A 13537-nucleotide genomic window follows, 5' to 3' on the forward strand; every position below is an offset into this window, starting at 1 on the left:
CGTTAAGCGAGAATCCGGGTGCCAATCGACACGCCGTTAAACAGGTCAGGCAGCCGCTCAGCGTGACGCCAGCTGGCAATATCCACCGGGCGGCCCAGCGTACGTGCCGCATCCAGCGCAGCGTGTACTTTCACAATCATGCCGTCGGTAATAATGCCCTGGGTAATCAGCTGCTCGGCTTTATCGGCGGTCATCTCTTCGATGCGCTGACCTTTGCCGTCGAGAATACCACTAACGTCTGACAACAGAACCAGATCAGCGCCCAGCGTCGAGGCCAGTGCGGTCGCTGCCTGATCCGCGTTGACGTTCATCAGGTCGCCGCTGTCAGTAATACCAATCGAGCTGACTACTGGCATATAACCGGCCGCCAGCAGGGCGTTCAGCAGCGCCGGATCGCCCGGCGTTGCGTGGCCAACATGGCCGAGTTCTTCATCAAACGGGGCGACATTGACGATGCCTGCATCGCCCAGGCAAAGGCCTACCGCGTTAATGCCCGATTTTTTTGCCCAGGCCAGCAGCGTTTTATTCGCGGTTCCCGCCAGCGCACCCGTGATGATGTCGATCTGATCGGCCGGGGTGACGCGCAGGCCATTTTTCTTCATCACCGGCAGCGCCAGCTTTTTCATCAGTTCATCAACCAGGCAGCCGCCGCCGTGGACGATGATCAGCGGACGCTGATGAGCGCTACGATAGTTAAGCAATGCTTCAAACAAGCGCGACAGCGCTTCTTCGCTGTCTAACAGCACACCGCCCAGCTTAATAATCAATGGATTGGTCATGGTTTAGTTATCCGTTAAATCAGTGACTGCGTTTCAGGGAAGCCGAACCGGATGTTCAGGCACTGTACTGCCTGCGATGCCGCCCCTTTCAGCAGATTATCTTCGGCTGCTACAACAATCAGATGCTCGTCCTGCACTTCAAAACCGATATCGCAGTAAGGCAGGCCGACAACGGCTTTCAGCGCCGGTACGCCCTTATCGTAGAGGCGTACCAGCGGCTTGTCGTCATAGGCACGATGGAAGACGGCAGCGATATCTTCGCGGCTGACACCCGCTTTCAGACGGCAGGTGATGGTGGCCAGGATACCGCGCGGGAAGCTCCCCAGGTGCGGAGTGAAGATTACTGGCGTACCGAGGTGCGCGACAATTTCCGGGTGGTGACGATGATTGAACAGCCCGTAAGGCTGCAGGCTCACTTCGCAGAAGCTGGTGCCGACATTCGCTTTACGTCCGGCACCGCTCACGCCGCTGGTGGCGTTGATAACCGGCCACTGCGCATCGTTTAACAGTCCTGCATCCACCAGAGGTTTCAGAGCCAGCTGAGCAGCGGTCGGGTAGCAACCGGGTACCGCCACCAGTTGCGCCTGCTGAATTTTCTCATGCTGATATTCCGCCAGGCCGTAAACGGCTTTATCGAGCCAGTCGCCATGCTGATGCGTGAAACCGTAGAAACGGGTGTAAAAATCAGCGTCGTTCACGCGGAACGCACCCGACAGGTCGAATACCACACAGCCAGCCTTGAGAAATTCCGGGGCCAGATCGTGGCTGACTTCGTGGGCCGTCGCCAGGAACACGACATCCACTTTGTCTGCCCACTCCGCCGCGCTGCTCAGCGGCTGCAGCGGTAAATCCACCACGCCTTTCAGCTGCGGATGGAGATCGGACAGGCGCTTGCCGGCATCAGGGCTTTGCGCCGAAACCGCCAAAGCGGTTATGTTGATATGTGGATGGCGATTCAGGAAGGTGGCAAGCTCAACACCAGCGTAACCACTGGCACCAACGATCAGCGTATTCAACATCAGGCTGTAACCCTTTTTACAGTCGCACGTTCCGGGTCGCGGCCTTGCCCCGTTACCCACCCTGTCATCTGCAGTGATTTAAGGTTCCCTTGCAGAGGACGTTAATGTATTTTTATTCACTATTACTGCATGAATATGGATACATCCTAACCCAAGGACCGCCAACAGTGAAGACAAAATTACCGCCTTTTATTGAACTGTACAGCCAGTTAATCGCCACACCGTCGATCAGTGCAACCGATGCCGCGCTGGATCAGAGTAATGAAACTTTAATCAATTTGCTGGCCGGCTGGTTCCGCGACCTTGGCTTTAGCGTTGAAGTGCAGCCGGTGCCCGGCACCCGCAATAAATTTAACATGCTGGCGCGAACCGGCAGTGGAGCGGGCGGCCTGCTGTTAGCGGGTCATACGGATACCGTTCCCTTTGACGATGGCCGCTGGACGCGCGATCCCTTTACCCTGACCGAGCACGACAACAAGCTCTATGGTCTGGGCACGGCAGACATGAAAGGCTTTTTCGCCTTTATTCTCGATACGCTGCGCGATGTGGATGTCAGTACGCTGAGTAAGCCGCTCTATATCCTCGCCACGGCCGATGAAGAAACCACCATGGCGGGTGCCAAATATTTCTCGGAATCAACGCAACTGCGTCCCGACTGCGCCATCATCGGTGAACCGACCTCGCTGAAACCGGTGCGTGCACATAAAGGCCATCTGTCGAATGTGATTCGTATTGAAGGGAAATCGGGCCATTCCAGCGATCCGGCGCGTGGCGTCAACGCCATTGAACTCATGCATGAGTCGATCACCCACCTGATGCAACTGCGCAACACGCTGCAGGAACGTTATCACCATGACGGCTTTGCCATCCCCTATCCCACCATGAATTTCGGTCATATTCATGGCGGCGACGCTGCTAACCGTATCTGCGCCTGTTGTGAACTGCATATGGATATCCGACCGCTGCCGGGCCTGTCGCTGAGCGAGCTGGATGGGTTACTGAACGAGGCGCTGGCACCAGTGAGCGCCCGCTGGCCGGGCCGTGTCACGGTGGCCGAACTGCATCCGCCGATTCCAGGCTATGAGTGTCCGGCTAATCATGAGCTGGTGAGCGTGGTAGAGAAATTGCTGGGTACGCCAACGGAGATAGTGAACTACTGCACCGAAGCGCCGTTTATTCAGCAGCTCTGCCCGACGCTGGTCCTGGGTCCGGGTTCGATTAATCAGGCACACCAGCCAGATGAATTTATCGATACGGCATTTATTAAGCCGACGCGGGCACTTATCAGTCAGGTTGTGCAGCATTTTTGTCACTGATTGACAGTAAATGGGGCATTTCACTGTATTAACAGCAAAATGCCCCCTCATTCTGCGGGATTTAACAATAAGAATAACTTATCCCGCTTCCTTCCCGATAAATTCTGTGAATTTCCGTTAGTTAGCGCCATCTTCAGCACACTTTAACGCATTTGACGAACGCAACATTACGTGGCTAGATAAAAGACGATGTTATGCCCACCGGGTGATTATCCAGAACGTTTCAGAATGCGGACAGGCGGCAACGGAGGCGGTTCCCTGTAGATTATCGGGAACACGATGTTGCTGATTTTTTGCTGCCTGAAAGGTCGGGTGTAGAAGTTTTTAAAGACGATAAGGGTGTCAGGGTCCAATGAACGAACAATATTCCGCAATGCGAAGTAATGTCAGTATGCTCGGCAAACTGCTCGGGGATACGATTAAGGATGCACTGGGAGAGAATATCCTCGACCAGGTGGAAACCATCCGTAAGCTCTCCAAGTCATCCCGTGCAGGCAATGATACTCATCGTAAAGAGCTGCTCAATACGCTGCAGAACCTCTCCAACGAGGAGCTTCTGCCGGTTGCACGCGCATTCAGTCAGTTTCTGAACCTCACCAACGTGGCGGAGCAGTATCAGACCATCTCGCAGAGCGGCGAAGGTGAAAACCATCCTGAACTGCTGAAAAAGACCTTTAATACCCTGAAGCAGCAGAAAGATATCAGCGAAACCGACATTCTGGCGGCCATTGAGTCGCTGTCGCTGGAGCTGGTGCTGACTGCGCACCCGACCGAAATCACCCGTCGTACGCTGATTCACAAGCTGGTTGAAGTGAACAGCTGTCTGAAACAGCTCGACCACAGCGACGTCTCCGACTACGAGCGTAACCAGATTATGCGCCGTCTGCGTCAGCTGGTGGCACAGGCGTGGCACACCGATGAGATCCGCAAATATCGTCCGACCCCCGTCGACGAAGCCAAATGGGGCTTCGCCGTCGTGGAAAACAGCCTGTGGGAAGGCGTTCCCGCCTTCCTGCGTGAGCTGAATGAGCAGGTCGAAGAGGCCTTTGGCATTAAGCTGCCGGTTGATTTCGTGCCGGTTCAGTTCACCTCATGGATGGGTGGCGACCGCGACGGTAACCCGAACGTCACAGCCTCCATTACCCGCCATGTGATGCAGCTAAGCCGCTGGAAAGCCACAGATCTGTTCCTGCGTGATATCGGCGTGCTGATCTCCGAGCTGTCGATGTCCGAGTGCAGCGAAGAGATCCGCGAGCTCAGCGGCGATCCGGAAGCGCTGGAACCTTATCGCGTAATCCTGAAACGCCTGCGCAGCCAGTTAATGTCTACCCAGTCATTCCTGGAACGCCGCCTGAAAGGTGAGCGTCTGCCGCGTCCGGCCGATTTGCTGGTCTCCAACGATCAGCTGTGGGACCCGTTGTATGCCATCTATCAGTCACTGCAACAGTGTGGCATGGGCATTATTGCCAACGGTCAGTTGCTCGATACGCTGCGCCGCGTGAAATGCTTCGGCGTGCCGCTGGTGCGTATCGATCTGCGTCAGGAAAGTACCCGCCATACAGAGGCGATTGCTGAAGTCACCCGTTACCTGGGCCTCGGCGATTATGAAAGCTGGTCCGAAGCGGACAAACAGGCCTTCCTGATCCGTGAACTGAACTCCAAGCGCCCGTTGCTGCCACGCAGCTGGGAACCCAGCGATGAGACGCGTGAAGTGCTGGAGACCTGTCGCGTTGCGGCTGAAGCGCCACAAGGCTCTATCGCCGCTTATGTTATTTCGATGGCGAAAACCCCTTCCGACGTGCTGGCCGTGCATCTACTGCTGAAAGAAGCGGGTATCGGCTATGCAATGCCGGTTGCACCGCTGTTTGAAACACTGGATGACCTGAACAACGCAAATGACGTGATGAGCCAGTTACTGAGCATCGACTGGTATCGCGGCTTTATTCAGGGCAAACAGATGGTGATGATTGGCTATTCTGACTCGGCGAAAGATGCCGGTGTGATGGCCGCCAGCTGGGCGCAGTATCAGGCACAGGATGCGCTGATTAAAACCTGCGAAAAAGCCGGGATTTCCCTGACGCTGTTCCACGGACGCGGCGGCAGCATTGGCCGTGGCGGCGCGCCCGCGCATGCCGCACTGCTGTCACAACCGCCAGGCAGCCTGCGCGGCGGTCTGCGTGTGACCGAACAGGGCGAGATGATCCGCTTTAAATATGGCTTACCAGCCGTGACGATCGCCAGCCTGTCGCTCTACACCGGCGCGATTCTGGAAGCGAACCTGATGCCACCACCGGAGCCAGAACGCGAATGGCGCGACATTATGGATCAGCTCTCTGCTGACTCCTGCGCAATGTATCGCGGGTATGTGCGTGAAAATGCGGACTTCGTCCCCTACTTCCGTTCGGCGACGCCGGAGCAGGAACTGGGCAAATTACCGCTCGGCTCACGTCCGGCCAAACGCCGTCCTACCGGTGGCGTGGAGTCGCTGCGTGCGATCCCATGGATTTTTGCCTGGACGCAGAACCGTCTGATGCTGCCTGCCTGGCTCGGTGCCGGTGCTGCCCTGCAGCAGGCGATGGCGGCCGGTCATCAGGATCAACTGGAAGCGATGTGCCGCGACTGGCCGTTCTTCTCTACCCGCCTGGGCATGCTGGAGATGGTGTTCTCGAAAGCGGATCTGTGGCTGGCGGAATATTACGATCAGCGTCTGGTCGACAAATCACTCTGGCCGTTAGGCAAACAGCTTCGCGACCAGCTTGATGCCGATATCAAAGCGGTACTGACCATTGCCAACGACTCGCATCTGATGGCTGACCAGCCGTGGATTGCTGAGTCGATTGCGCTGCGTAACGTCTATACCGATCCGCTCAACGTACTCCAGGCGGAACTGCTGCATCGTTCCCGTGCGCAGGAAGCGCGGGGTGAAGAACCGGATGCCCGCGTTGAGCAGGCTCTGATGGTGACGATTGCGGGTGTGGCGGCAGGCATGCGCAATACCGGTTAATCCCGGTCAGGCGCGGATCACACCCCGCGCCGCCAGAGAGCAGCAATAAAAAAGTCGGGAAATTCCCGACTTTTTTACTGGCTCAGGCAGAGCGGTTAAGCCGCAGCTGCAATCGGGCGAACCCCTAACGTGTGGCAGATGGCGTAACTCATTTCGGCACGGTTCAGCGTGTAAAAATGGAAATCTTTCACCCCTTCGCGTGACAGGATTTTCACCATATCCATTGCGATATTCGCTCCCACCATTTTGCGCGTTTCCGGATCGTCATCCAGACCGGCAAACATCGCGCTCATCCAGCCGGGCACGCGCACATTGGTCAGCGTGGCAAAGCGTTGCAGCTGCTTAAAGTTAGAGACCGGCAGAATGCCCGGCACAATTTCCACATCAATGCCGGTCGAGACACAGCGGTCGCGGAAACGCAGATAGCTCTCGACGTCGAAGAAAAACTGGGTAATGGCCCGGTTTGCGCCTGCATCAATTTTTCGTTTGAGATTAATCAGGTCGGCCTGGGCGCTTTTCGCTTCGGGATGGACTTCCGGATAGGCAGCAACAGAAATATCAAAATCGCCGACCTCTTTCAGCAGCGAAACCAGATCGCTGCCGTACATCTCTGGCTTGCCGCTGCCAGGTGGCAGATCGCCACGCAGCGCCACAATATGCCGGATGCCGTTGTTCCAGTAATCCTGAGCGATGGTGCGCAGTTCATCGCGCGTCGCATCAACACAGGTCAGATGGGGTGCTGCTTCCAGGCCGGTGCGATCTTTAATGCCTTTGATAATGCTGTGGGTGCGATCGCGTTCACCTGAGTTCGCACCGTAAGTGACAGAAACGAATTTCGGTTTCAGACTGCTCAGGCGGTCAATTGAGGTCCACAGAGTCTCTTCCATTTCGCTGGTGCGCGGCGGAAAGAACTCAAACGACACATTAATTTGCCCGTTCAGTTCAGCCAGGCTCTGGTTTAGCGCTTCGCGCTGATTGGCATGAAAGAAACTCATCCTGCACCCTCACTGATTAATAATCGGCCCGTACAAATCTACACGTTTAGACGTCCAGATGTTCAAAATGACGCAATCTCAGTGTGCCGTCAACGTAAAAACGGTCAACAGACGTGATCAATTTTCAATCAACATGAAGGGATTTCAACAGGAAGGAGGCAACACTTTGAAAACAGGCGCCGAAGCGCCTGATGAAGAAGGATTACAGCAGTTGGGCGAGGCGATTGATATCGGACTGAATAGCGCCGGCGGTGACATCCCGGCCTGCGCCCGGCCCGCGGATCACCAACGGATTATCGCGATACCAGCGGCTCTCAATGGCAAAGACGTTGTCGCACGGCAGCAGCGCGGCCAGCGGATGCTCAGGTCGCACCGCTTCAACTCCTACGCGCGCCTTGCCGTTAGCATCAAAACGAGCAACGTAGCGCAGCACCAGGTCCATCTCTCGCGCGGCTTCCAGCCGCTGCAGCATCTGTTCGTTCAGCTCTTCGCCATTTTCAAAGAAGTGATCAATCGATCCCTCAAGACAGTTATTTGGTACCAGCGATTCAACCCGCACCTGATCCGGCTCGATGTTATAGCCCGCCTCACGCGCCAGGATCACCAGCTTGCGCATCACATCCTGACCCGAGAGATCGGCGCGCGGGTCAGGCTCGGTTAAACCCTGCTGCCACGCCTGATCTACCAGCTCGGTAAACGGCACCGTGCCATCAAACTGCAGGAACAGCCACGACAGCGTACCGGAGAAGATCCCGCTAATCGCCAGAATGGTATCGCCGCTGTCGCGCAGATCGCGCACCGTATAGTTAATCGGCAGACCAGCACCAACAGTAGCGTTATAGAGCCAGTGACGCCCGGTTTTGGTAAAGGCATCCCGAATCTGCCGCCAGGTCTGACTGTCAGACGCACCCGCAACCTTGTTGGCGCTGATTACATGAAAACCGTGGCTGGCAAAATCAAGATACTGCTGCGCCAGCGGTGTACTGGCCGTGACATCCAGCACCACCAAATCATCGAACGGATGAGCACGCATCCACAGGAACAGCGACTCTTCATCGCGCTCCACCGCTTCATCATCAAAGAAGGCGAGCGCACGACTGGCATCCAGCCCGTCATAGCTCAGCAGGCTGCGGCGGCTGTCCGCGACGCCCGCCAGGACAAATTCAAAGCCGGTGCGCGCTGACAGCGTTTCCTGATCGCGGGCAAACAGTTCAAGCCAGCGTGAACCGATATTGCCTTTGCCAAACAGCATCAGACCGATGCGCTTTTCTGCGCGGAACAGCGACTGATGCAGTCCCTGAATCAGGTGCTGGGTCGGCCCGACGCGCAGTACCGCCACCACGCTAATGTGATCTTCGGACTGCCAGATGAATTCAACCGGCTGATCTTTTAGCTGCTGCCAGAAACGATGGGTATGCAGTGGATTACGGGTAACGCCTGCGCCAACCAGCGCCACCAGCGCCAGGCCGTCGCGCAGCTGCAGATGGCCCGGTAAACCGGCGTCCTGTAGCAGTGTGAAGGCGCTGTTAACCATTTCAGAGGTATAGCAGAGCTGCAGCAGCTGACGGTCAGGATGGACGCCAAACGCCAGCGGACGCAGCTGCGCGCGCTTCAGCAGCAGGTCAATCTCTTTGTGCAGGATGGCGAAGTCATGCTGCCCGGGCAGCTGAATCTCAATCAGGCACACATCATCGTGGCTGGTGACGATGCGCGCCCCGGTTCCGGAGGCCAGCACACGTTCAATACGGGTTGAGCCCTGCTCCGGCTGATAACTGCAGCGCAGTTGCAGGTCGATATCGCTGCCAGAAACCGGCTGCAGCGTGCGGGTGTGCAGCACCGGAGCAGCCAGCCGCGCCAGCTCACTGGCTTCATCCAGCCTTAACAGCGGCAGCAGACAGGCATCAGAGACTTTACGGGGATCGGCGCTGTAAACGCCCGCGACATCGCTCCAGATGGTCACGCGTCCGACACCCGCCAGCGCGCCAATCTGCGTAGCGGAATAGTCGGAGCCGTTGCGGCCAAGCAGGACGGTTTCACCGGCATCGTTGCGGCTGATAAAGCCGGTCACCACGATGCGCTTTTGCGGATGCTGCGCCAGCAAAGTCTGCAGCAGGGGCCAGGATTTCCCCTCATCCACCTGCGGCTGAGCAGCGCGCTCAGCACGCAGAAACTCACGCGCATCCAGCCAGCAGGCCTGCAGGTCACGCTGGCTCAGTACCGCTGACATCAGGCGTGCCGACCATATTTCACCGTGCCCGACCACTTCGGCATAGACTGCATCGGTGATCGGCGCATCCAGCAGTACGGCCAGCTTTTCCAGATCGCGGATAAATGCGGTGATTAAGGGTTCGGCGATCTCAGCAGGCAGCAGCGCACCGATTAGTTCACTCTGGTAGCGCCGTAAAGCCTGTTGCACCTGATGCGCAGAGAGCCGATCGTTCTGGCTCAGCTTCAGCCAGCTAATCAGCTGGTTGGTGGTTGAGCCTGCCGCGGAGACCACCATCAGATCGCCCGGCTGGCTGTAGTCCGCCATAATGCTGGCAACGCGCTGATAGCAACGCGCATCGGCCAGGCTGCTGCCGCCAAACTTATGCAACTGCCTGATGTTCGGCGTTCCCGCGCCTGCTGAAATCGTCATGCTTAACCCTCGGCTGCGATCCGGAATGCATTATCCAGATCGGCAATTAAATCTTCGTGATCTTCAATACCAACAGAAACCCGTAGCAGCGTATCGGAAATGCCTGCTGCCGCGCGTGCTTCTGCCGACATCCCCGCGTGCGTCATGGTGGCGGTATGGGAGATCAGACTCTCTACGCCGCCCAGCGATTCCGCCAGCGTAAATAGCCGCAACGCTTTCAGGAAGCGACGCAGCAGCGCCTCATCACCGTCGACCTCGAAACTCAGCATGGCACCAAAGCCGCGCTGCTGACGTACCGCATGTTCGTGTCCGGCGTTTTCCGGCAGCGAAGGATGATACAACTTTTTCACCCGCTTCTGCTGCTTCAGATAGTCCACAATCGCGAGTGCGTTGCGTTGTGCGGCTGCAATGCGCGGCGCAAGCGTACGAATGCCGCGCAGCAGCAGATAACTGTCAAAGGCTGCGCCGGTCACGCCAATGTTATTCGCCCACCAGGCCAGGTCGGTCGCCAGTTGCGGATCTTTGGCAATCACCGCGCCCGCCACCACATCGGAGTGACCATTGAGGTATTTGGTACAGGAGTGGATCACCAGGTCCGCACCCAGCGCCAGAGGATTCTGCAGCGCCGGACTCATAAAGGTGTTATCTACCACGCTGACGGCACACGCAGCGCGCGCGGCGGCGCAAATCGCGCTGATATCCACGACGCGCAGCAGCGGATTGCTGGGGCTTTCAATCAGCACCAGTTTCGGTTTTTCATCCAGTGCGGCCTGGAGCGCCACCGGATCGCCCTGATCGACAAATTTCACCCGATACGCGCCGCGTTTGCTCAGGCTGTCAAACAGCCGATAGCTGCCGCCATAACAGTCGTGTGGCGCAACCAGCAGATCGCCAGGCTTCAGGAACACCGTCGTGACCAGGTGAATGGCCGACATGCCGGTATTGGTTAATACCGCACCTGCTCCGCCTTCCAGCTCCGCCAGCGTACGCTGTACGACATCGCGTGTGGGGTTACCACGACGGGAATAGTCATGTGCACGAGGCTCATTGAAATCAAGAAAGTTATAGGTTGTAGAGAGGTGGATGGGCGGGACAACGCAGCCATATTGCTCGTCATCATTCAAACCGCTGCGCACTGCGATGGTTGCCGGTTTACGCGTCATGAGCGAATTGTTCCTGAAGAGTTAAGAAAATGTAGTCCACAGAATATCACCCTCTAATTAGACGTCAATACATCTGGACATCTAAATGTCTTTGCGTATAGATTGAGCAAAAACGCAATAACCGCTAAAATTATGCGTCATCGCCTGGCGTTCCCCTCTGTGATGAAGAGGCTGCGAGCGAAGAAAACCCGCCATATCAGGGGTCAGGCAGGAAAAAATCAGGCATAATCCGCTGATTTCCTCACATTTAACGTTTATTAATTAAGGTAACCCATGGCTGAATGGAACGGCGAATATATCAGCCCGTACGCTGAGCACGGTAAGAAGAGCGAGCAGGTCAAGAAGATTACAGTTTCTATCCCATTGAGCGTGCTGAAGATTTTAACGGATGAGCGTACCCGTCGTCAGGTGAACAACCTGCGTCACGCCACCAACAGCGAGCTGCTTTGCGAAGCCTTTTTACATGCCTTTACGGGCCAACCGCTGCCGGATGACGTCGACCTGCGCAAAGAGCGTAATGATGAGATTCCGGAAGAAGCAAAAGCAATCATGCGCCAGATGGGTGTCGACCCGGATACCTGGGAGTATTGATCCCCGGGGTCCGGTTTCACTGAATCCCGCTTCAGAGGAGCAGGCTCCGCTCAGGGAGCCGCTTTCTGATGCGATATGAGCGGCTTTTGCTGCTTTCCGCAATCTGATTGACCCTTCTGAATATTGCCCGTCAGACTTATCATAAAAATCCAGCCTGTTCTCATATTATTCCGTTATTTCTGTTGCAATAAGAATGCCTTTTTATTTCGATAATAGAATAATTACTATTGTTCACTATTATCCGCATCCGTAAAATTTTGTCTGAGCGACTATTTCACGGAAAGAAAATGAGTATTAAATATAAAATAACGTCATCTGCATCTGCTTTTATTATTATCCTGGTCGCCTCAGCAGTTCTCTCTTGTTTTGATCAGGCGAAAGCTGCACCCGCTCTCACAGAGCCAAATGGGAATATCAATGCACTGCAACAGGATCGTGTACGCAAAGAGCAACTGATGCCTGAACCGCAGCGGGCAGCGTCTGAACAACAGCGCTTCCGGCCAGAAGATATTCCCTTTCCGCATGAAGAAAATTGCTATCTCATTGATAAGGTCTCTTTAAAGCAGGATAGCAAAAAACTTCACCTCGAAAAATTAAGGTATTTTACTTCTCAGGCAGAAGGAAAATGTCTGGGTATCGCGGGTATAAGATTGCTGTCAAAAACCCTGCAGAATGAAATCATCCGGACAGGATATATCACCACTCGCGTTAATTTACCGGAGCAAAACCTGTCAGGTGGCGAATTAAAATTTGATATTAATGCCGGTAAAGTGGGAAAAATCGTTCTTAATAAATCCGGGGAAGACTATATCAATTTAACCAGCACATTACCGTTCAAAACGGGTGATGTGCTTGAACTCAGCGACCTTGAACAGGGTAGCCTTAATCTTCAGCGAGTACCGGGATCGCAGGTTAACGTCAATCTGGTGCCTGGCAGTGGCAAAGGTGAAAGTGACATCTATATCCAGCGCAGGCAGGATAAATACTGGCAGGTGGGTGCATGGCTTAATGATGCTGGCTCAGTTGCAACAGGCCGTTACCAGGGTGGTGCAGCGCTCTATCTGAATAATATCACCTCACTGAGTGACACCCTTTACGTCTCTTATGGCCACGATATTGCCCCGAAGCACACGATAAAAGGTAACAGTAATAAATCGATAGGTTATTCAATCCCCTGGGGTTACTGGTGGCTCGATCTCTACGCCAGTCACAGTGACTACCGGCAATTTATGACCGGAAACTGGGCAAAATGGACGCTGAATAATAAGAACCGTTATTACAATGCGCAACTCAATCGACTGGTTTCACGCACCGTGCATCAGACCAGTACGGTTGGCCTGCAAATATTCGATGCGGAATCGCGTTACTCCCTGGATGATTTTGACCTTGTCAGCATGCATAAAAGAAGTGCGGGCTGGAAAGCGGTGCTGCAACATCAAATCAATGTTGATAATGCAGGTCTCGCAACCACACTAAGTTACCAAAGAAAGATGCCCTGGTTTAACAGCAGCAAAACTGTTGAGCAGGAGTATGGACTCATTGATAAGCAAGGCCGGATTGTTACTTTAGATCTTGAGGGTTCCATCAACTTTCGTGTCTATGAAAACTGGCTAAACTACTCTCCTCATTTCAGCCTGCAATATTCGCCCGATAGCCTCTCGTCACTCAACCGCTTTTCGCTGGCAAACCGCTGGACGGTGCGCGGTTTCGATGGTGAATATTCTCTTCAGGACAATAAGGGATGGTACTGGCGCAACGATCTTAGCTGGATAATTCCCGGCAAACCGATTCAGCCCTATATCGGTGTTGATGCAGGCCAGGTCTATGGCAATTACAACCAGCAGTATTATACCGGAAAAACCGTCACAGGCAGCGTTGTCGGCCTGCGTGGAAAACTTCTGCAAACACGCTTTGATCTTTTTGCCGGTACCCCGCTAAAAAAACCACAAGCCTTTCACACTGATCCACTTACGCTGGGTTTTTCATTGCAATGGAAATATTAAAAAAGATGGAGATTTTTTAATTAAAAACA

The 13537-nt window shown here is 54.9% G+C and carries 9 protein-coding genes; 4 read left to right on the forward strand and 5 right to left on the reverse strand.

Going from position 1 to position 13537, the window contains the following annotated elements; all coding sequences use genetic code 11:
* Positions 1 to 2: 2 nt before the first annotated feature.
* Positions 3 to 779 carry an acetylglutamate kinase gene (argB, locus tag AC6I8E_RS17915; RefSeq protein ID WP_147789965.1) on the reverse strand — a complete coding sequence of 259 codons (777 nt, stop codon included), beginning with the start codon at positions 777 to 779 and terminating at the stop codon, positions 3 to 5.
* Positions 780 to 793: 14 nt separating this feature from the next.
* Positions 794 to 1798, reverse strand: a complete 1005-nt coding sequence (argC, locus tag AC6I8E_RS17920) for an N-acetyl-gamma-glutamyl-phosphate reductase (protein ID WP_013359457.1) — start codon at positions 1796 to 1798, stop codon at positions 794 to 796.
* Positions 1799 to 1965: 167 nt separating this feature from the next.
* Here argC and argE point away from each other — a divergent pair, with 167 nt between their 5' ends.
* Together argE and ppc are read left to right on the forward strand one after the other, a co-directional pair.
* Positions 1966 to 3114, forward strand: a complete 1149-nt coding sequence (gene argE, locus AC6I8E_RS17925) for an acetylornithine deacetylase (RefSeq protein WP_147789964.1) — start codon at positions 1966 to 1968, stop codon at positions 3112 to 3114.
* 352 nt (positions 3115 to 3466) lie between these two features.
* On the forward strand, positions 3467 to 6118 hold the full coding sequence (gene ppc / locus AC6I8E_RS17930; protein ID WP_497824277.1) for a phosphoenolpyruvate carboxylase: 2652 nt from the start codon (positions 3467 to 3469) through the stop codon (positions 6116 to 6118).
* Positions 6119 to 6213: 95 nt separating this feature from the next.
* On the opposite strand, the gene metF is transcribed toward ppc, so the two are convergent.
* The 3 genes from metF to metB form a co-directional block, all read right to left on the reverse strand.
* Positions 6214 to 7113 carry a methylenetetrahydrofolate reductase gene (gene metF, locus AC6I8E_RS17935; protein WP_013359460.1) on the reverse strand — a complete coding sequence of 300 codons (900 nt, stop codon included), beginning with the start codon at positions 7111 to 7113 and terminating at the stop codon, positions 6214 to 6216.
* Positions 7114 to 7315: 202 nt separating this feature from the next.
* Positions 7316 to 9751, reverse strand: coding sequence for a bifunctional aspartate kinase/homoserine dehydrogenase II (locus AC6I8E_RS17940; RefSeq protein WP_497824278.1), 2436 nt, complete (start codon positions 9749 to 9751; stop codon positions 7316 to 7318).
* 2 nt (positions 9752 to 9753) lie between these two features.
* Entirely contained in the window at positions 9754 to 10914 is a 1161-nt protein-coding gene (gene metB / locus AC6I8E_RS17945; protein WP_497824279.1) for a cystathionine gamma-synthase, read from the reverse strand.
* A 273-nt stretch (positions 10915 to 11187) separates the two neighbouring features.
* Here metB and metJ point away from each other — a divergent pair, with 273 nt between their 5' ends.
* Both metJ and AC6I8E_RS17955 read left to right on the forward strand, forming a co-directional pair.
* Entirely contained in the window at positions 11188 to 11505 is a 318-nt protein-coding gene (gene metJ / locus AC6I8E_RS17950) for a met regulon transcriptional regulator MetJ (RefSeq protein ID WP_013359463.1), read from the forward strand.
* 287 nt (positions 11506 to 11792) lie between these two features.
* Positions 11793 to 13508, forward strand: a complete 1716-nt coding sequence (locus tag AC6I8E_RS17955) for a ShlB/FhaC/HecB family hemolysin secretion/activation protein (RefSeq protein ID WP_497824280.1) — start codon at positions 11793 to 11795, stop codon at positions 13506 to 13508.
* The last annotated feature ends 29 nt before the right edge of the window (positions 13509 to 13537 follow it).

Source organism: Pantoea sp. X-Soil-YNGN-785, assembly GCF_059730585.1.

Excerpts from the sequence above, each read along its gene's own strand:
- argB (WP_147789965.1), bottom strand. The coding sequence starts at position 779 with ATGACCAATCCATTGATTATTAAGCTGGGCGGTGTGCTGTTAGACAGC.
- metJ (WP_013359463.1), top strand. The coding sequence starts at position 11,188 with ATGGCTGAATGGAACGGCGAATATATCAGCCCGTACGCTGAGCACGGT.
- argC (WP_013359457.1), bottom strand. The coding sequence starts at position 1,798 with ATGTTGAATACGCTGATCGTTGGTGCCAGTGGTTACGCTGGTGTTGAG.
- ppc (WP_497824277.1), top strand. The coding sequence starts at position 3,467 with ATGAACGAACAATATTCCGCAATGCGAAGTAATGTCAGTATGCTCGGC.
- metB (WP_497824279.1), bottom strand. The coding sequence starts at position 10,914 with ATGACGCGTAAACCGGCAACCATCGCAGTGCGCAGCGGTTTGAATGAT.
- AC6I8E_RS17955 (WP_497824280.1), top strand. The coding sequence starts at position 11,793 with ATGAGTATTAAATATAAAATAACGTCATCTGCATCTGCTTTTATTATT.
- AC6I8E_RS17940 (WP_497824278.1), bottom strand. The coding sequence starts at position 9,751 with ATGACGATTTCAGCAGGCGCGGGAACGCCGAACATCAGGCAGTTGCAT.
- metF (WP_013359460.1), bottom strand. The coding sequence starts at position 7,113 with ATGAGTTTCTTTCATGCCAATCAGCGCGAAGCGCTAAACCAGAGCCTG.